This is a genomic window from Pseudomonas sp. (assembly GCF_030698175.1).
GTDB lineage: Bacteria > Pseudomonadota > Gammaproteobacteria > Pseudomonadales > Pseudomonadaceae > Aquipseudomonas.
Genome location: NZ_JAUYNT010000041.1, coordinates 113962 through 131348, shown reverse-complemented (window position 1 = coordinate 131348; position 17387 = coordinate 113962). Strand labels below are relative to the sequence as shown.

Here is a 17387-nt window from a genome sequence, read left to right as displayed (position 1 = left end):
GATGGATTTCTGTTTGATCGTGAGCAGATCAAGCCGAACCAGCAGGTGTTGAAAGGATTGGGCATCCATAACGGTACTCCTTGATGAGCACGCGTCTTGAGTTTAGACCTTGCAACAGTTAACGGGTACAGAGCCTTTTTTATGGTTATGTACCCGTTATGTGTTGAAGCGTGTGGGCCGGTTAGGCGATGCCAGGTGCGCGGTAATTCGTAGGGTGGGTTAGCGGCGCGGGCGGTGATTGTTTGCATCGCCGCGCAAGCCGGGCGCCGCGTAACCCACCATGCGGCTTGCCGGTCGAGCGCCATGGTGGGTTACGGCGCGGTCGGGTTTTGCGTTGTTGGCAAGCCGTGGTTCGCGCCTAACCCCCCCCTACAAAAGCTGTGTGCAACACGTATCATCGCTCAAATAAAGCTTCGGCGACTAACGCCGGTCCCAGACCTGATAGGCATAGGCCGGCACGTCAGCCTCGGCGGCGCGGTCGATCTCCGAGGCCAGGTGCCAGTCGGCGCCTTCAAAGGCTGGAAACCAGGCATCGCCTGGGGGATTCAAGCCGACGCGGGTCAGGTACAGCCGCTGCGCCAACGCCAAGCCCTGCTCGTACAGCTGCGCGCCGCCGATCAGCATCAACTCGTCGGCATCCTCGGCCGCCGCCCACTCATCGGCGCGAACGATGGCGGCTTCCAGCGAGGGAAACACTTCGGCCCCCGCTAGCTGCAAATCGGCCTGACGACTGACCACCAGGTTGAGCCGCCCCGGCAGCGGCCGGCCGAGGGAGTCCCAGGTCTTGCGACCCATGATAATCGGCTTGCCCAAGGTCAATGCCTTGAAGTGCTTGAGGTCGGCTGGCAAATGCCAGGGCAATTGGTTGTTACAGCCGATCACGCGGTTTTGCGCGAGGGCGGCAATCAGGCACAGCGGGCGAGTAATTTTCATGCCGCCAAGGATAGCGTTTTGCGTGGCGGTGTCCCAGTGATGTGTTGCAAGCGGATTTTCGTAGGGAGGGTTAGCGGCGCCACTCAAGCTCAAAATCACAGCTCGCAGCCAGTGCGCTGCGTAACCCACCGAGCGATTTCAGACTCTTTGCTGAGTTAGCGCGGCGTAGGCCCGATGCAGGCTTATAAGGTCAGCGCCCGCAGTTCGACGCAGTTACGGCCTTGTTCCTTGGCCTGGTACAGCGCGCCATCGGCCAAGCGCTGCGCCTCTTCGAGCGCGCCCGGTTGCGGCGCCAGCAAATAGGCGATACCAATACTGAGGGTCACCACGTCCGCCACAGCCGAATGCTGATGACTCAGCGCCAACGCCTGCACATCGGCGCGAATAGCCTCGGCCAAGGCCAAAATCGCCTCCTGGCTAACATCCAGCCAGAGCCCGACAAACTCCTCGCCGCCATAACGCGCCAGCACATCGAGCGGGCGCTGGGCATGCGCGCCGAGGGCGCGGGCCACGGCTTGCAGAGCTAGATCGCCGGCGGCATGGCCGTAGTGGTCGTTGTAGGCTTTAAAGAAATCCACATCCAGCATCAGCACCGCCACCGGCTGTTGCGCCCGCACGGCTTGGCGCCAGCTGCGGTTAGCTTGCTCGCTAAAGGCGCGGCGGTTGAGTAGACCGGTCAAAAAGTCGCGCTCGGCGATGTCCTCTAGCAAGCCTTGAGCAATAAAGGTCTCGCGCGCCGAGTGCTCGAGAAAGTAACAACCAAAGGAGCCGATCAAATTCGCCGCGCCCAGAAAGAAGGCGTTGTAGATCAGCACGTTGGCCGCCAGGCCGGTGTTCAGCTCAACCGCCAAATAGGCACAAAACGTCAGCCAGCCACAGAAGACCGCGGTTCTGAAACGCAAACCGATCAGAAAGTAAAAGAACACCGTCATCAGAATGATGCCCTCATAGGGCAACGCAAAAGTATGGGCGCGGGCAATCCAAATCACCCCGGCAACTGCCAGCCCCGAGGCCAGCGCACAGATGCCTGCCAGCAGTTGCATACGCTCAAGCCATTGCGGGCGAAAGCTCGCCCACCAAGTGCCCAGCAACAGCGGCATAATCAACAGGCGCAAAGCCAAACTTTGCTGGCGAAACTCAGCTGGCATGCTGACGTAATCGAGCAGGCTAAACAGCAGCCACATCACGCAAGAAACCATCACCGCACCGCGCATACGGTACAAGTTGGCGACGGCGTGGTAGCCGCGAAACTCCAGCTCCAACTGTGGCGTAAAACGCAACCAAGCAAAGCCCGCGCGCAATTGGCGCAGGTAGGCTGAGTCTTGGTTAACCCACTCAAGGCTGGGTAATGGCATGCGGATTCTCGACGGCTAAAGACTATGGTTCTAGAAACTATGGCTATTACTGCTGCTCAGCTTAGTCGCCCGCGCCGCCTGCCGCTTGCTACGCAAAGGGCGGCGGCAAGGGTTATCCTTGGGCCAAACCCTCAGGCCACGAGTAACGCGTGAGCAAACCTCATAGTGCAACAGCCTCCCTCAGCAACCTAGAACAGCTTTGGCTGAGCGAAGCCATCCGCCGGCGTGAAGCGCAGGGCGAACGTTTGGAAGACCGCGAAGCCAATCGCCAGGCACGCGCCGCAGGTGGCGACTTTAGCCAGCGCATTCAGGCCCGCGCCCTTTGGCTGGCAAGCCGCGACGGGCAACTGGCGGCGCTTGAGCATTATCAACAAGGCGCGCGCCTGGCCTTGGCCATCTTGCTGTTGCTGGCCCTGTCCAGCGGTGCGGCGCTGGCCTTCGGTGCGCTGGGCGATGGCCAACGCCCGGTGAATCTGCTTTGGGCGCTGGCCAGCCTGCTCGGCTTGAACCTGCTGATGCTGACCGGCTGGCTGCTCAGCTGGTTATTACCGAGCCACGCCGGCGGCACCCTCGGGCGACTGTGGCAATGGCTAAGCGCCAAACTGGCCCGCGATGCCCAAGCCGCCCAACTGCTGCCGGCATTAATGCTGCTGCTACAAGGCCAGCGCCTCAGTCGCTGGGGCGCTGGCCTGCTCAGCCACGGTCTGTGGCTGCTGGCCCTGAGCAGCGCCCTGGTCATGCTGCTGATGCTGCTGGCCAGCCGCCGCTACGGCTTCGTCTGGGAAACCACCCTGCTGGCGAGCGACAGCTTCGTCGGCCTGACCCAGGCCCTTGGCGCAGTGCCGGCGCTGCTGGGCTTCAGCCTGCCTGACGAGCCGATGATCCGCGCCAGTGGCACCGCCGCCTTGCTCGACGATGGCGGCCGCCAAGCCTGGGCCAGCTGGCTGCTCGGCGTGCTGCTGGTGTTCGGCCTGCTGCCACGGTTACTGCTGACGCTGCTGTGCCTGGGCGGCTGGCAGCGCGGCAAGCGCCGGCTGAGCCTGGATCTGTCCCTGCCCGGCTACCAAGTGCTGCGCGCCCACCTGCAACCCAGCAGCGAGCGCCTGGGCATCAGCGCCGCCGCCCCCGCGTTGACGCCCATTACCCCGGCCGCGACCAGCGCGCACGCCAGCAGTGGCGCCCTGTTAGTGGCGATTGAACTAGACCCGCAACGCCCATGGCCACCGGCACTGCCCAAAACCGTGGCCGACGCCGGGGTTATCGACAGCCGCGAACAGCGCCAGCATCTGCTGGATCAGCTCAGCCGCTTCCCGCCGGCGCGTTTGGCGATTGCCTGCGACCCACGCCGCTCACCGGATCGCGGCACCCTGGCGCTGCTCGGCGAACTGGCCCGCAGCGCGGCCGCCACGCGCATCTGGTTGCTGCCGCCGGCCCCCGGCGAAGCGCTGGACAGCCAGCGGCTCGGCGACTGGCATCAGGCCCTGGCGCAACTGCAGCTAACCCATGCCGACAGCGCGCCCTTCAACTGGCTGGAGAGCGGCCATGACTAAGGCGCTGAAACTCGCCGTAGTCGGCCACACCAATGTCGGCAAGACCTCGTTGCTGCGCACCCTGACCCGCGATCTGGGGTTTGGCGAAGTCTCCCATCGGCCCAGCACCACCCGCCACGTCGAGGGCGCGCGCCTGTCGGTGGACGGTCAGGCGCTGCTGGAGCTGTACGACACGCCGGGGCTGGAAGACGCCATCGCCTTATTGGATTACCTGGAGCAGCTCGAACGGCCCGGCGAGCGCCTCGATGGCCCGGCGAAACTCAGCCGTTTTCTCGCCAGCAGTGAGGCCCGCCAGCGTTTCGAGCAAGAAGCCAAGGTGCTGCGCCAGTTGCTGGCCAGCGATGCCGGGCTGTACCTGATCGACGCCCGCGAGCCGGTGCTGGCCAAATACCGCGACGAACTGGCGGTGCTGGCCAGCTGCGGCAAACCGCTGCTGCCGGTGCTGAATTTTGCCGCCGCCGGCACCGCCCAGATTGAAAGCTGGCGCAGCGCCCTGGCACGCTTGGGCCTGCATGCGCTGGTACGTTTCGACACCGTGACACCGCCCCAGGACGGCGAACGCCTGCTGTATGACAGCCTGGCCTTGTTACTGGAAAACTACCGACCGCAGTTGCAGCGCTTGATTGCCGACCTGCACGCCCAGGCCGTGGCGCGCCAGCACAGCGGCCGGCAATTGATCGGCGAATTACTGCTCGACTGCGCCGCCTGTCGCCGTCGCGTCAGCAGCCAGCCCAGCCAGGAACAGGCGGCTGTCCAGGCACTGCGCGATGTCGTGCGCCGCCGCGAGCAGACTTGCGTCGAGGCACTGCTGCGCCTGTATGCGTTTCGCCGGGAAGATGCCACCAGTGCAGAGCTGCCGCTACTGGATGGCCGCTGGGGCGACGACCTGTTCAACCCGGAAACCCTCAAGCGGCTCGGCATTAAAGTCGGCAGTGGCGTGGCGGCTGGCGCTGCAGCCGGCGTTGGGGTGGACTTATTGGTCGGCGGCATCAGCCTGGGCGCCGCCACCCTGCTCGGCGCCATCGCTGGCGGCGGTCTGCAAACGGCACGCAGTTACGGCGCGCGCTTGCTCGGCAAACTCAAAGGCCAGCGTGAATTGACTGTCGATGACGGCGTGCTGCAATTGTTGGCCGTGCGCCAACAACAGCTGCTCAGCGCCCTCGGCCAGCGCGGGCATGCCGCCCAGCACGTCATCGCCCTGGAGGTCGGCACAGGCGCCAAGACCAACTATGCACAACTGCTCAGCATCCTGCGCAAGGCCCGCGCTCATCCCGAATGGTCGGCACTTAACCCGCACCCGACACTGGCGCAAGCCGAGCGGCAAAACCTGATCGAGACATTGGCTGCCGCACTCACAACGGCGTAGGACTGCCTCGGGGTGCAGATTCGTAGGGTGGGTTAGCAGCGCCACGCGGACTCAAAATCTCACCGCGCCGCCAGCGCGCTGCGTAACCCACCGAGCGGTTTCAGCATTAGCGCGGCATAGACCCATGTTGGGTTACGCGGCAGCTTAAACCACGGTGTTATTTAGGTCTCGCCACATGCCGCCCAACCTACGAGCGGCTACGTGCCGCCGCTAGATCACACCGCCACTGGCGCCTTGATATGCGGATGGGCCTGGTAACCGACTAGCTCGAAGTCTTCGAACTTGAACGCCAGCAGGTCGGTGACCGCCGGGTTGAGCTGCATGGTCGGCAACGGCAACGGCTCGCGGCTCAGCTGCAAATCGGTCTGTTCCATATGGTTGGCGTACAGGTGGCAGTCGCCGCCGGTCCAGATGAACTCGCCGGGTTGCAGGCCGCAGACCTGCGCCACCATCAGGGTCAGCAGGGCGTAACTGGCGATGTTAAACGGCACGCCGAGGAAGATATCCGCCGAACGCTGGTACAGCTGGCAGCTGAGTTTGCCGTCGGCCACATAGAACTGAAACAGCGCGTGGCACGGCGGCAACGCCATCTGCTCGACCAGCGCCGGGTTCCAGGCGCTGACGATCAACCGCCGCGAGTCCGGGTTGGTTTTGATCATCTGGATCAGGTTGCTGATCTGGTCGATCGAGCCGCCATTCGGTGCCGGCCAGTTGCGCCACTGGTAGCCATACACCGGACCAAGATCGCCGTTTTCGTCGGCCCACTCATCCCAGATGCGCACGCCATTATCTTGCAGGTACTTGATATTGGTGTCGCCCTGCAGAAACCACAGCAGCTCATGGATGATGGATTTCAGGTGGCACTTCTTGGTGGTCACCAGCGGAAAACCATCGGCCAGGTTAAAGCGCATCTGCTGGGCAAACAGGCTGTAAGTGCCGGTGCCGGTACGGTCATTCTTGAAGGTGCCGGTGTCGCGCACCAAGCGCATCAAGTCCAGATACTGCTTCATTGCGCGGCTCCTTGGGCGGCCGGGGCGCGCCGGTAAGCCCAGACAATCAAGGCAATGCCGGCGAGGATCATTGGCACACAAAGCACTTGGCCCATGGTCAGCCAACCGCCCGCCAGATAGCCGAGCTGAGCATCCGGCACCCGGACGAACTCAACCACGAAACGGAAAATCCCGTACCACAGGGCAAACATCCCGGACACCGCCATGGTCGGCCGTGGCTTGCGGGTGTACAGCCAGAGAATCGCGAACAGCGCCACGCCCTCGAGGGCGAACTGATAGAGCTGCGACGGATGACGCGCCAGCTGCGCAGGATCCGTGGGGAAAACCATCGCCCAAGGCAGGTCGGTGGCCCTGCCCCAGAGTTCGGCATTGATAAAGTTGCCGATTCGCCCGGCCGCCAGGCCCAACGGCACCACTGGGGCGATAAAATCCATCAGCTGGAAGAAGCTCTTGCCGTTGCGCTTGCCGAACCACAGGTTGGCCAGCATCACGCCGATAAAGCCGCCGTGGAACGACATGCCACCCTGCCACACTTTCAGGACCAGCAGCGGCTCGTGCATATAAGCGGCCAGATCGTAAAACAGCACATAGCCCAGACGACCGCCAAGAATCACCCCCATCGACGACCAGAAGATCAGGTCCGACAGTTGCTCCTTGGTCCAGCTCGGATCAAAGGTCTTAAGCCGACGCGACAGCAGCAACCAGGCGCCGCCGATGCCGACCAAATACATCAAGCCATACCAATGGATTTTGAGCGGACCCAGGGCCAGGGCCACCGGATCGATTTGCGGAAAAGCCAGCATTCGTACTCCTTAAAATTAATCATTTAGAACGTAGGGTGGGTTAGCCGCGTAGCGGCGTAACCCACCAGCGCAGCCCTACCAGAGAAAATTCAGCCCGACACAAAACAGCAACAGGGCGAACAGTCGTTTGAGTAACCGTGGCGACAACTTATGCGCCAGCCGCGCGCCGAAGCGGGCGAAAAACATGCTGGTGATGGCAATCCCGGCCACCGCCGGCAGATAGACGTAGCCCAACGACCACTGCGGCAGCTGCGGATTATGCCAGCCAATCAGCAGAAAACTCAGGGCGCTGGCGGCGGCAATCGGCAGGCCGCAGGCTGAAGAGGTGGCCACGGCTTGCTGCATCGGCACGCTGCGCCAGGTCAAAAATGGCACGCTGAGCGAGCCGCCACCGATGCCGAAAATCGCCGAGGCCCAGCCAATTACTGCACCGGCCAAGGTCAATCCGGGTTTACCGGGCACCGCGGCGCTGGCCTTGGGTTTTAACTCCAGGGCCATTTGCAGGGCGATCACCAGAGCGAACACACCGATAATTTTCTGCAACTGCGGGCCCTGAATCGCCGCCGCCGTCAGCGCGCCGAAGCCGGCGCCGAGCAGAATGCCGAGGGTCATCCAGCGCACCAGTTCCCAACGCACCGCGCCGCGCCGCTGGTGTTCCAGCACCGCGTTGATCGAGGTGAAGATGATGGTCGCCAAGGAGGTGCCCACCGCCAAATGGGTTAACACCTCGGGGGCAAAACCCTGGGCGCCGAAGCTGAACACCAGCACCGGCACTATGATGATACCGCCGCCGACCCCGAACAGCCCAGCCAACACCCCGGCGCAACCGCCCAGCACCAGATACAGCAACAGATATTGCAAAACGTCCATCGGTGCCTCCGCAAACAGACCGGCATGGTACCGGATGGCGCCGGTCGCCTCCATGCCTTGCCGAAAACCCCGCTTCGGCCTCAAGCTCCCAACTACCCACTACCCACTCCCATAGGATTTGCCATGTGCCTGATTGTCTTCGCCTGGCGCCCCGGCCACGGAGTGCCACTGCTGGTGGCGGCCAACCGCGATGAGTTTTATGCCCGCCCCAGCGCGGCCCTGGCGCATTGGGGTGATCGGCCGGGCATCTATGCAGGTCGCGACTTGCAGGCCGGCGGCACTTGGCTGGGCATCGGCCCGCAGGGCCGCTTCGCTGCCCTGACCAATTTGCGTGACCCCGCGCAACCGCTGGGAGCCCGCTCGCGGGGTGAGCTGCCGGCCGGGTTTCTCGGTAGCCAATTATCGCCCAAGGAGTTTCTGACCGAGCTGCAAAGCCATGTTCACGAATTCAGCGGTTTTAATCTGCTGGTGGGCACGGCCAATGAGCTGTGGCATTACAACCCGCGCAGCGGTGCGCCACGGCGACTGGCGGCCGGTGTTTATGGCGTATCCAATGCCAGCCTCGACACGCCCTGGCCCAAGCTGTTGCGGGCCAAAAGCGCGCTAGCCGAGGCGCTGGCCAGCGAGGAAGAAGAGGCCTTGTTTAGCCTGTTGACCGACCGGCAAATCGCCGCCGATGTCGACTTGCCACAAACCGGCATCGGTCCGGAATTCGAGCGTTTGTTATCGAGCGCCTTTATTTGCAGCAGCAGCTATGGCACCCGCGCCTGCACAGTGTTGAAAGTTAAGGCCGGCGGCGAACGCGTGCTGGTTGAACGGAGCTTTGGCCCCAACGGCGTGGCTCTGGGCGAGACACGCTTAGTGCTAGATGCGACTAAGACTAAATAGGCAACTCGAGGCGGTACAGGCTTGAGCGCGCGGCGCGGTCATCCGGGTCGTTGACCAACCGCAAGCTGCCATCGGCCAGCTGGCACAGCCCCTCGATCTTGGCTTGTCCGGCCAACGGCCAGAGCGCCTGTACCTGAGCATCCGCCAAGCAACCCAGGACGCTGCCGACACAAGCGCCATCGTCATAACTGGACTCGGTGTCTTCGGCCGCCGCACTGAACAGCAGGCGGCCATCGGCAGCCAGGCACAGGTCGGTGAAACTCAGCGGCACGCCGTGCAGCTCACCCAACTCAATGGGCGCCACGCTGCGCAAGCTCTCAGATCCGAGGCTGGCGCCCGCCAGCTGGCCAAGCAGCGTGGCCAGATCGAGGCTAATCAAGGCATTCAAGCTGTCGGCACTGTTACCGCGCTGGGCCAGCAACAGCTGCTCGCCCTGCACCACCGCGCCCTCCAGGTTGAGGTCCGGCAGCAGTGCTTCGAGCGCCAGATAGAGCGGCGTCAAATCGATTACCTGGGTAGCGCCCGCCTGCCACAACACCGCACGGCGGCGGCGCTTCTTCGAGCCAGAGCCAAGCGCCAGCAGACGACCATCCGGCAGCTGACAGAGCATTTCAAAGTCGGGCTTGAGGCGTTTGCGGGTTGCCGGATCAGCGGGCAGCTCGCCGGCCAGCAGCAGGTGCTGACCAAGGTAAACGCCGGCGTGGGAGTAACGCTGCAGGACCAACTCGTCATCGGCCAGCACCAGCAGTTCAGCGCCGCAGCAGACCAGGCCACTGGCAGCCGATAAGCGCAACTGCGCCAATGGTTGCAGCACCAGCTCAGTACCTGCGGCGCTCGCGGCGGCCTTGGGCGGGATCATTGGGTTAAGACTGAATAGTCGCCGCCGGATTGATCACCCGACCCAACCCGAGGTTACGCAGCGTCAGGTCGAGGGTGCTGTGGATGACGTGCGGATTGTCGATGCGCATCACCTGCCCCAGCAGTTCGCGGGCCTTGCTCAGGCTGATCTGGCGCAGCAGCCACTTAACTTTCGGCAAGTTGGTGGCGTTCATCGACAGGCTGTCGAAACCCATGGCCATCAGCAGTACCGCCGCCGACGGATCGCCGGCCATTTCACCGCAAATGCTCACCGGTTTGCCTTCGGCATGGGCGCCATCGACCACCAGCTTCAGCGCATGCAGCACGGCAGGATGGAGAAAATCATAGAGATCGGCCACCCGCGGATTGTTGCGATCCACGGCGAGCAAATATTGGGTCAGGTCGTTGGAGCCGACCGAGAGAAAGTCCACCTGACGCGCCAGTTCACGGACCTGATAGACCGCCGCCGGCACTTCGATCATCACCCCGATCGGTGGCAGCGGAATATCCACACCTTCATCGCGCACCTCACCCCAGGCGCGGTGGATCAGGTGCAGCGCCTCCTCCAGCTCATGGGTGCCGGAAATCATCGGCAGCAGAATCCGCAGGTTATCCAACCCTTCGCTGGCCTTGAGCATGGCGCGGGTTTGCACCAGGAAAATCTCCGGGTGATCGAGGGTCACCCGAATGCCGCGCCAACCGAGGAAGGGGTTTTCTTCCTTGATCGGAAAATACGACAGCGCTTTGTCGCCACCAATGTCCAAGCTGCGCATGGTTACTGGCAGTGGATGGAAAGCGGCCAGTTGTTCGCGGTAAATTTTCAGCTGTTCTTTTTCGCTGGGGAAGCGCTCGTTCATCATAAACGGCACTTCGGTGCGGTACAGGCCAACGCCTTCGGCGCCGCGCTCTTGGGCGCGCACCACGTCGGCGAGCAAACCGGTATTCACCCACAGCGGCATGCGATGGCCATCGAGGGTTTCGCAAGGCAAGCCACGCAAGGCCTCCAGGCCTTTGACCAGCTGGCGTTCTTCCTCGACCACCGCGCGGTACTGCATGCACAGATCGGCAGAAGGGTTGGTGAACACCTCGCCGTGATAGCCGTCGACCACCAGCTGAATGCCATCGATCTTCGAATAGGGTAGATCGACCATCCCCATAACCGTGGGAATACCCATGGCCCGGGCAAAAATCGCCACGTGGGAGTTACCCGAACCCAGCACCGAGACCAGTCCGACCAGCTTGCCTTCCGGCACTTCGCCGAGCATTGCCGGGGTCAGCTCTTCACTGACCAGAATGGTGTTATCCGGGTAAACCCGAGCCTCTTCGCGGGCCTCTTGCAGGTAGGCGAGCAGGCGCCGACCGAGGTCTTTGACGTCCGAAGCACGCTCTCGTAGATAAGCGTCGTCCATCAACTCAAAGCGTTTAACGTGCTCGCCGACCACTTGGCGCAACGCACCTTGCGCCCACTGACCGGTGGCGATCACCCGCTCAATCTCGCCAGCCAGGGCGGCGTCTTCGAGCATCATCAGGTAGACATCAAACAGCGCCAGTTCTTCCGGGCGCAACTGGCTGGCCAGCTTGGTCGAGAGTGCCCGCATATCGGCGCGCACGGCGGTCAAGGCAGTATGGAACAGCGCCAGCTCGGCGGTGATGTCCGCCACTTGCTTGTCTGGCACCACTTCCAGATCGGCCGGTGGCAAACGCACCAGGGCGGTACCCACCGCCACGCCAGAGGAGCCCGGCACACCGACAAAGCGCGCTTCTTGCACGCCCTTGCCTTGCTTGCCCAGGCCGCGAATCGAACCAGTGGCTTCGGCGTGGGCGATAACCCCGGCCAGCTGAGCGCTCATGGTGACGAGGAAAGCTTCCTCGCCCTCATCGAATTGGCGATTTTCTTTCTGCTGGATCACCAGCACGCCCATCACCCGCCGGTGGTGGATGATCGGCGCGCCGAGGAAAGAGGCATAACGCTCCTCGCCGGTTTCGGCAAAGTAGCGGTAGCGCGGATGGTCCGCGGCGTTTTGCAGGTTCAGCGGTTCTTCACGGGTGCCGACCAGGCCAACCAGACCTTCGTTGGCGGCCATGCTGACCTTGCCAATCGAGCGTTTGTTCAAGCCATCGGTGGCCATCAGCACGAAGCGATTGGTTTCCGGATCGAGCAAGTACACCGAGCAGACGTGGCTGCCCATGGCCTCTTTGACACGCTGGACAATGATCGTCAGCGCCGCTTTGAGATCCGCAGCGGCATTAACTTCCTGGACGATCCGGCGCAGCGTACCGAGCATGCTCAAGCCTGTTCTCCGTGGTCAGTCGCGCGCCAACAAACGTGGCGCTAGTTCCTTAAGGGCGCGACGATAAACCTCGCGCTTAAATGTCACTACTTGGTCCAGCGGATACCAGTAACTGACCCAACGCCAACCGTCGAACTCCGGTTTGGGGGTCAGGTCCATGCGCACCCGCTCCTCATTGGAGAGCAAACGCAGCATGAACCACTTTTGTTTCTGACCGATGCACAGTGGCTGGCTGTGGGTACGCACCAACCGTTGGGGTAGACGATAACGCAACCAGCCACGGGTGCAGGCGATAATTTTCACATCCTGCTCTTCGAGGCCAACTTCTTCATTTAATTCACGAAAAAGCGCCTGTTCGGGCGACTCGCCGTCGTTGATCCCGCCTTGCGGAAACTGCCAGGCGTCCTGATTAATTCGCCGAGCCCAAAGCACTTGTCCGACATCATTGGTCAGAATGATGCCGACATTAGGCCGATAACCATCACAATCAATCACGGCACTCAACCTTATAAACGCCTGAATTTAAGACATGCGGGCATTGTTCCACAAAGGCCGTGAATCCAGCAAACGCGGGGAGCGCAACAATGGGCACAGGCCCCGAAAGTGGTTATTCTGAGCGGCTTCTTTTGGCATTAATAGCAAGGTGCGCCCGTGCGTTTAGCCCTGTTCGACCTCGACAACACCCTTCTGGCTGGCGACAGCGATCATGCCTGGGGCGACTACCTGTGCGAGCGCGGGATTCTCGACGGGGTGGCCTACAAGGCGCGCAACGATGAGTTTTATCAGGACTATTTGGCCGGGCGTCTGGACATCAACGACTACCTGAATTTCAGCCTGGAGATTCTCGGCCGTAGCGAGATGGCCCAGCTGGCCCAGTGGCACCGCGAGTTTATGCGCGACTGCATCGAGCCGATCATCCTCGCCAAGGGCGAAGCCTTGTTGGCCGAACACCGCGAGGCCGGCGACAAGTTGCTGATCATCACCGCCACCAATCGCTTCGTTACCGGGCCGATTGCCGCACGCCTGGGCGTTGACACCTTGCTGGCGACCGAATGCGAAATGCACGACGGCCGCTACAGCGGTCGCACCACCGACGTGCCCTGCTTTAAAGAAGGCAAGGTCACCCGCCTGAACCGCTGGCTGGCCGAAACTGGCATGAGTCTTCAAGGCAGCTGCTTTTACAGCGACTCGATGAATGACCTGCCACTGCTTGAGCAAGTCAGCCGACCGGTGGCAGTCGACCCCGACCCGCGCCTGCAAGCTGAGGCCGAGTTGCGCGGCTGGCCGATCATTTCACTGCGCTAGCCGGCTTGGCCGCATGGGTATCGCTGCGCTCAACCCATCCTACGGATTCGGCGGATGGGCGCCCTAAAGCGGCTTGGCCACCATCAGCCAGAAAATCGCAATAAAGGCCACAAAGGCCGGCCAGCCGAGGGCGAACCAGATCGCCATATAGCGGCTGGCCAGCGCCGGCATGGGCGTGCCGGCAGCCAGTGCCTGCAGCGCCATATCCCGCACGCGCATCTGCAACCAGAGCACCGGCAACCAACACAGGCCCGCCAGCACAAACAGCCCCATGCTCCACAGCAACCACAGCTGATTCAGCGGCCAGCCGGCCACATAAGCCAAGGCCACACCACTGATCGGCTGCAACAGCGCCGTGGTGGCGATAAACAGCCAGTCGGCCATGACCAAGTGCCGGAAGGTCGCGGCAATCACCGCCACCTCACCACCGCGCCAGGCGCGCAGAGCGTAATAAGCCGAGCCCAGACCGGTGCCAAACAACACAGTGGACGACAAGATATGCAGGGTTTTCAGCAGCAGGTACCAGCTCATCCGCGCAAGCCCGATGTTATCGCAGCGCTCAGCAACCCTCGGATCATGCCGGCTTAGCACCCATCAAGCCGAGAATCGCCAGCAGCACCAGCACCATCAAGCCGGCGTAGGCCGCCGTAAAACGCAGCAAACGGCTCGGCGCCGGGGTGGCGCCAAGGGCCTGCCAAGCGCTGAGGCGGCCGGCCAACAACAGGCCGAGCAACATCAGCAACAGGTACAGGCCGGAGCTGGCCAGCAGCCACAACTGCCCCAGCGGCAAGCCGGCGCTATTGACCAGGCACCAACCGCTCACCGGCAGGCTCAGGGCCAGCACGCCAAGCAGCGGCAAGCTGATCAGGCGGGTGCGGCGCAGCTTGCGTTGCAGCACCGCAGCATCAGCGCCACGAGCGGCCTTCCAGAGCATCAACACATGCACCAGCAGGCCGACAAAGACCAGGATGGCCGGCAGGCTGTGGGCGATTTTCAGCAGTTGATAGTTTTCCATCGATACATCCCTTTCAGAGCCTGTTGCGCTGCGGCGAAACAGGTAAATGGTGGCCGGCTTTAGCCAAGAAACAGCCGATAAGCCTGATTATTGCTTTCATCCCAATAGGGATAACCGATGGCATCCAGCGCCGCCGGGATCAGATGGCGCTCGCTCTGCGGCACTTGCAAGGCGGCCAGCACCCGACCATCGGCGGCGCCATGGTTGCGGTAGTGAAACATCGAAATATTCCAGCGCCCGCCGAGCTTGTGCAGGAAGTTGAACAAGGCGCCCGGCCGCTCGGGGAACTCGAAACGAAACACCACTTCATCCGGCACCGCCGCCGCATGACCGCCGACCATATGGCGGATATGCAGCTTGGCCAGTTCGTTGTCGGTCAGATCCAGCACCGGGAAGCCCTGTTCGCGCAGGTTGGCGACCAGTGCCGCACGCGGGTCGGTGTCCGGGTGGGTCTGCACGCCGACGAAGATGTGCGCCTCGCTGTCGGTATGGAAGCGGTAGTTGAACTCGGTGATCTGCCGCTTGCCCAGCGCCTCGCAGAAGGTCTTGAAGCTGCCCGGCCGCTCGGGGATGGTCACCGCGATGATCGCCTCACGCTTCTCGCCCAGCTCGGCGCGCTCGGCCACGTGACGCAGGCGATCAAAGTTGACGTTGGCACCCGAGTCGATACCGACCAGCACCTGGCCGCTGCAGCCTTCGCGCTCGACGTATTTCTTGATCCCTGCCACCGCCAGCGCGCCAGCCGGCTCGGTGATCGAGCGGGTGTCGTCGTAGATGTCCTTGATCGCCGCGCAGATCTCGTCGGTGCTGACGGTGATCACTTCATCGACATAGTGTTGGCAAACGTCGAAGCAGTGCTTGCCGATCTGCGCCACTGCCACGCCGTCGGCGAACAAGCCCACCTGGCTCAATACCACCCGCTCGCCGGCGGCCATGGCGGCCTGCAGGCAATTGGAGTCATCCGGCTCGACGCCGATGATCTTGATATCTGGACGCAGGTATTTGACGTAGGCGGCGATGCCGGCAATCAAGCCGCCGCCACCGACCGGCACGAAGATCGCATCCAGCTGGCCAGGTTGCTGACGCAAAATCTCCATCGCCACGGTGCCCTGGCCGGCAATGGTGTCCGGGTCGTCGTAAGGGTGCACATAGACGTAGCCCTTTTCTTCCACCAGTTTCAGCGAATGGGCCAGCGCCTCCGGAAAGCTGTCGCCATGCAACACGGCTTTGCCGCCACGCGAGCGCACCCCATTGACCTTGATCTCCGGGGTGGTCTTGGGCATCACAATGGTGGCCTTGACCCCCAGGTGCTTGGCGGCCAGCGCCAGCCCCTGGGCATGGTTGCCGGCGGAGGCGGTGACCACCCCGCGGGCCAACTCCGCCGCCGACAGTTGCGCCAGTTTGTTGTAAGCGCCACGAATCTTGAACGAGTACACCGGCTGCAAGTCTTCACGCTTGAGCAAAATCTGATTGCCGGTGCGCTCGGAGAGCTGCCGCGCGGGCTGCAACGGGGTTTCTACCGCCACGTCGTAGACGCGCGAGGTGAGGATCTTTTTGACGTACTGTTCGAGCATCGGGCTGGCTCTTGGCAATAAGGGCTGGCCCGCGAGTCTAACGCAGGTCGCGTCCGCTACGGCAGCCTTGATGGATTTATCCGGCGCGCCAAAGCCCAAGCCGCCCCGGCAAGCGGCTATAATTGCCCACCCTGCCCCTCTCATCTGACACGGTGCCGCATGACCCAAGACCAACTCAAGCAAGCCGTGGCGCAAGCGGCGCTGGATTTTATCCGGCCACAACTGGATCAAAAAAGCGTCATCGGCATAGGCACCGGCTCCACCGCCAACTGTTTTATCGACGCTCTGGCGCTGCACAAGATGGACTTCGACGGCGCCGTGGCCAGCTCCGATGCCACCGCCGCCCGCCTGAAAGCCCACGGCATTCCGGTGTATGACCTCAACAGCACCAGCGACCTGGAGTTCTACGTCGATGGCTGCGATGAGAGCGATGAGCACCTCAACCTGATCAAGGGCGGCGGCGCGGCCCTGACCCGCGAGAAGATCGTTGCCGCCGTGGCCCGGACCTTTATCTGCATCGCCGACGCCAGCAAGCTGGTGCCGGTACTCGGCGCCTTCCCGCTGCCGGTGGAGGTGATTCCCATGGCCCGCAGCCATGTGGCGCGCCAGCTGGTGAAACTGGGCGGCGACCCGGTGTATCGCGAGGGCGTGGTGACCGACAACGGCAATATCATCCTCGACGTGTTCAACCTGTCGATCATCAATCCGGCCGAGCTGGAAAGCCAGATCAACGCCATAGTCGGCGTAGTCTGCAACGGCCTGTTCGCCGCCCGCCCGGCCGATTTGCTGCTACTGGGCACCGCCGAGGGAGTCAAGACCCTCAAGCGCGGCTGATCCCCGAGCAAGGCGGTCCCGCGCCTGGCGGACCGCCTCTAACACCCATCGCCTACAAGGAAGTCCAGCGATGAAATACCTCTTCCTGTTGCTAGCCCTCACCGCCCTGCCGATTCCGGCCGCAACCTTTTACGAAGCCGAAGAGCTAGTGAAACCGACCTACCTGAGCCCGGTCAGGAGTTCTTCTGCTGCTGATGGCACGCTGCTGGTGACCAAGGGAAAGATTGCCACGCTGAAGGTTTTCCCCTCGTTCGAAGCCAGCTGGGCAATTGCGATCGATGAGACCATCCCAGAAGCCGCCCGTAGCAAATACCCTCACTGGCAACTGGTTCCGCTGCATGAGCGGCTGTACAGCATCACGGCAACCGTGGCCCCGGATGAGCCCAAGGAAAGCCGCCAGACTCCCCGCTGGGAGCGACAGATCAGTCATGAGCTAGCCGTAGCCATTCAGCGGGCGTGGGCACGCATGTTATTGCTCACCCGCTACCCCGCAGGTGTCTCAAGAGGGCTAGATGGCACCCTCTATCGCTTCTCGACCTTTATCCGCGGCATGGGTGTTCTAGAAGGTGAAACCTGGTCACCCGACGAGGGGCTGCCGGCCGAGATGGCGGGACTGGGCAAGTCCATCAGAGACTTGGCCGTCAACCAGAGCGGCAGCGAGGAAGAGCTGATCGCCCGCCTGCAGGCCTTCGAGGCACAACTGCCTAACCCGTAGCCTTGGCGTAGCTCTGCAGC

17 protein-coding genes are annotated in these 17387 nt (G+C 62.5%); 6 read left to right on the top strand and 11 right to left on the bottom strand.

Features of this window, described 5'->3' with window-relative positions:
- Positions 1 to 420: 420 nt before the first annotated feature.
- Positions 421 to 933, bottom strand: coding sequence for a dihydrofolate reductase (locus Q8R10_RS20315; protein WP_305655898.1), 513 nt, complete (start codon positions 931 to 933; stop codon positions 421 to 423).
- Between the two features lie 182 nt (positions 934 to 1115).
- Positions 1116 to 2288, bottom strand: coding sequence for a diguanylate cyclase (locus Q8R10_RS20310; protein ID WP_305655897.1), 1173 nt, complete (start codon positions 2286 to 2288; stop codon positions 1116 to 1118).
- A gap of 149 nt (positions 2289 to 2437) precedes the next feature.
- Here Q8R10_RS20310 and Q8R10_RS20305 point away from each other — a divergent pair, with 149 nt between their 5' ends.
- Together Q8R10_RS20305 and Q8R10_RS20300 are read left to right on the top strand one after the other, a co-directional pair.
- The gene (locus Q8R10_RS20305) at positions 2438 to 3838 is read left to right on the top strand and encodes a DUF2868 domain-containing protein (protein WP_305655896.1); all 1401 of its coding nucleotides are present in this window, start codon (positions 2438 to 2440) and stop codon (positions 3836 to 3838) included.
- Complete coding sequence (locus Q8R10_RS20300) at positions 3831 to 5204, top strand: GTPase/DUF3482 domain-containing protein (protein ID WP_305655894.1); 1374 nt, start codon at positions 3831 to 3833, stop codon at positions 5202 to 5204. Before Q8R10_RS20305 ends, Q8R10_RS20300 begins: the two co-directional genes overlap by 8 nt.
- A 215-nt stretch (positions 5205 to 5419) precedes the next feature.
- On the opposite strand, the gene Q8R10_RS20295 is transcribed toward Q8R10_RS20300, so the two are convergent.
- From Q8R10_RS20295 to Q8R10_RS20285, 3 genes are all read right to left on the bottom strand, one after another.
- Entirely contained in the window at positions 5420 to 6214 is a 795-nt protein-coding gene (locus Q8R10_RS20295) for a thymidylate synthase (RefSeq protein WP_305655892.1), read from the bottom strand.
- Positions 6211 to 7017: a prolipoprotein diacylglyceryl transferase gene (gene lgt / locus Q8R10_RS20290; RefSeq protein ID WP_305655891.1), complete on the bottom strand. Its 807-nt coding sequence runs from the start codon at positions 7015 to 7017 to the stop codon at positions 6211 to 6213. Before lgt ends, Q8R10_RS20295 begins: the two co-directional genes overlap by 4 nt.
- A gap of 75 nt (positions 7018 to 7092) precedes the next feature.
- The gene (locus Q8R10_RS20285) at positions 7093 to 7887 is read right to left on the bottom strand and encodes a sulfite exporter TauE/SafE family protein (RefSeq protein WP_305655889.1); all 795 of its coding nucleotides are present in this window, start codon (positions 7885 to 7887) and stop codon (positions 7093 to 7095) included.
- 123 nt (positions 7888 to 8010) lie between these two features.
- On the opposite strand from Q8R10_RS20285, the gene Q8R10_RS20280 reads away from it, so the two are divergent.
- Positions 8011 to 8775, top strand: coding sequence for an NRDE family protein (locus tag Q8R10_RS20280; protein WP_305655887.1), 765 nt, complete (start codon positions 8011 to 8013; stop codon positions 8773 to 8775).
- Here Q8R10_RS20280 and Q8R10_RS20275 read toward each other — a convergent pair.
- Genes Q8R10_RS20275 through Q8R10_RS20265 form a run of 3 tightly spaced genes read right to left on the bottom strand, consistent with a single transcriptional unit; the run spans position 8768 to position 12419 of the window.
- Positions 8768 to 9634 (bottom strand): hypothetical protein, encoded by an 867-nt coding sequence (locus Q8R10_RS20275; protein ID WP_305655885.1) that lies wholly within the window; start codon positions 9632 to 9634, stop codon positions 8768 to 8770. The two genes, Q8R10_RS20280 and Q8R10_RS20275, sit on opposite strands and share 8 nt — an antisense overlap.
- Before the next feature lie 4 nt (positions 9635 to 9638).
- Complete coding sequence (ptsP, locus tag Q8R10_RS20270) at positions 9639 to 11918, bottom strand: phosphoenolpyruvate--protein phosphotransferase (protein WP_305655903.1); 2280 nt, start codon at positions 11916 to 11918, stop codon at positions 9639 to 9641.
- Positions 11919 to 11939: 21 nt separating this feature from the next.
- Entirely contained in the window at positions 11940 to 12419 is a 480-nt protein-coding gene (locus tag Q8R10_RS20265; protein ID WP_305655883.1) for an RNA pyrophosphohydrolase, read from the bottom strand.
- A 156-nt stretch (positions 12420 to 12575) separates the two neighbouring features.
- Here Q8R10_RS20265 and Q8R10_RS20260 point away from each other — a divergent pair, with 156 nt between their 5' ends.
- Positions 12576 to 13229, top strand: a complete 654-nt coding sequence (locus tag Q8R10_RS20260; protein ID WP_305655882.1) for an HAD family phosphatase — start codon at positions 12576 to 12578, stop codon at positions 13227 to 13229.
- Positions 13230 to 13292: 63 nt separating this feature from the next.
- Here the strand turns inward: Q8R10_RS20260 and Q8R10_RS20255 are convergent, their stop codons facing one another.
- The 3 genes from Q8R10_RS20255 to ilvA are packed head-to-tail and all read right to left on the bottom strand — an operon-like array spanning position 13293 to position 15818.
- The gene (locus Q8R10_RS20255) at positions 13293 to 13760 is read right to left on the bottom strand and encodes a DUF2269 domain-containing protein (RefSeq protein ID WP_305655880.1); all 468 of its coding nucleotides are present in this window, start codon (positions 13758 to 13760) and stop codon (positions 13293 to 13295) included.
- Positions 13761 to 13803: 43 nt separating this feature from the next.
- A complete protein-coding gene (locus tag Q8R10_RS20250) occupies positions 13804 to 14244 on the bottom strand; it encodes a DUF2269 family protein (protein ID WP_305655878.1) in 441 nt (146 codons plus the stop codon).
- A gap of 59 nt (positions 14245 to 14303) precedes the next feature.
- The gene (ilvA, locus tag Q8R10_RS20245; RefSeq protein WP_305655876.1) at positions 14304 to 15818 is read right to left on the bottom strand and encodes a threonine ammonia-lyase, biosynthetic; all 1515 of its coding nucleotides are present in this window, start codon (positions 15816 to 15818) and stop codon (positions 14304 to 14306) included.
- Between the two features lie 159 nt (positions 15819 to 15977).
- On the opposite strand from ilvA, the gene rpiA reads away from it, so the two are divergent.
- Positions 15978 to 16652: a ribose-5-phosphate isomerase RpiA gene (gene rpiA, locus Q8R10_RS20240; RefSeq protein ID WP_305655874.1), complete on the top strand. Its 675-nt coding sequence runs from the start codon at positions 15978 to 15980 to the stop codon at positions 16650 to 16652.
- A 70-nt stretch (positions 16653 to 16722) separates the two neighbouring features.
- Complete coding sequence (locus tag Q8R10_RS20235) at positions 16723 to 17367, top strand: hypothetical protein (RefSeq protein WP_305655872.1); 645 nt, start codon at positions 16723 to 16725, stop codon at positions 17365 to 17367.
- Positions 17368 to 17387 lie beyond the last annotated feature (20 nt).

Excerpts from the sequence above, each read along its gene's own strand:
- Q8R10_RS20315 (WP_305655898.1), bottom strand. The coding sequence starts at position 933 with ATGAAAATTACTCGCCCGCTGTGCCTGATTGCCGCCCTCGCGCAAAAC.
- Q8R10_RS20310 (WP_305655897.1), bottom strand. The coding sequence starts at position 2,288 with ATGCCATTACCCAGCCTTGAGTGGGTTAACCAAGACTCAGCCTACCTG.
- Q8R10_RS20300 (WP_305655894.1), top strand. The coding sequence starts at position 3,831 with ATGACTAAGGCGCTGAAACTCGCCGTAGTCGGCCACACCAATGTCGGC.
- Q8R10_RS20295 (WP_305655892.1), bottom strand. The coding sequence starts at position 6,214 with ATGAAGCAGTATCTGGACTTGATGCGCTTGGTGCGCGACACCGGCACC.
- lgt (WP_305655891.1), bottom strand. The coding sequence starts at position 7,017 with ATGCTGGCTTTTCCGCAAATCGATCCGGTGGCCCTGGCCCTGGGTCCG.
- Q8R10_RS20285 (WP_305655889.1), bottom strand. The coding sequence starts at position 7,887 with ATGGACGTTTTGCAATATCTGTTGCTGTATCTGGTGCTGGGCGGTTGC.
- Q8R10_RS20280 (WP_305655887.1), top strand. The coding sequence starts at position 8,011 with ATGTGCCTGATTGTCTTCGCCTGGCGCCCCGGCCACGGAGTGCCACTG.
- Q8R10_RS20275 (WP_305655885.1), bottom strand. The coding sequence starts at position 9,634 with ATGATCCCGCCCAAGGCCGCCGCGAGCGCCGCAGGTACTGAGCTGGTG.
- ptsP (WP_305655903.1), bottom strand. The coding sequence starts at position 11,918 with ATGCTCGGTACGCTGCGCCGGATCGTCCAGGAAGTTAATGCCGCTGCG.
- Q8R10_RS20255 (WP_305655880.1), bottom strand. The coding sequence starts at position 13,760 with ATGAGCTGGTACCTGCTGCTGAAAACCCTGCATATCTTGTCGTCCACT.
- Q8R10_RS20250 (WP_305655878.1), bottom strand. The coding sequence starts at position 14,244 with ATGGAAAACTATCAACTGCTGAAAATCGCCCACAGCCTGCCGGCCATC.
- ilvA (WP_305655876.1), bottom strand. The coding sequence starts at position 15,818 with ATGCTCGAACAGTACGTCAAAAAGATCCTCACCTCGCGCGTCTACGAC.
- rpiA (WP_305655874.1), top strand. The coding sequence starts at position 15,978 with ATGACCCAAGACCAACTCAAGCAAGCCGTGGCGCAAGCGGCGCTGGAT.
- Q8R10_RS20235 (WP_305655872.1), top strand. The coding sequence starts at position 16,723 with ATGAAATACCTCTTCCTGTTGCTAGCCCTCACCGCCCTGCCGATTCCG.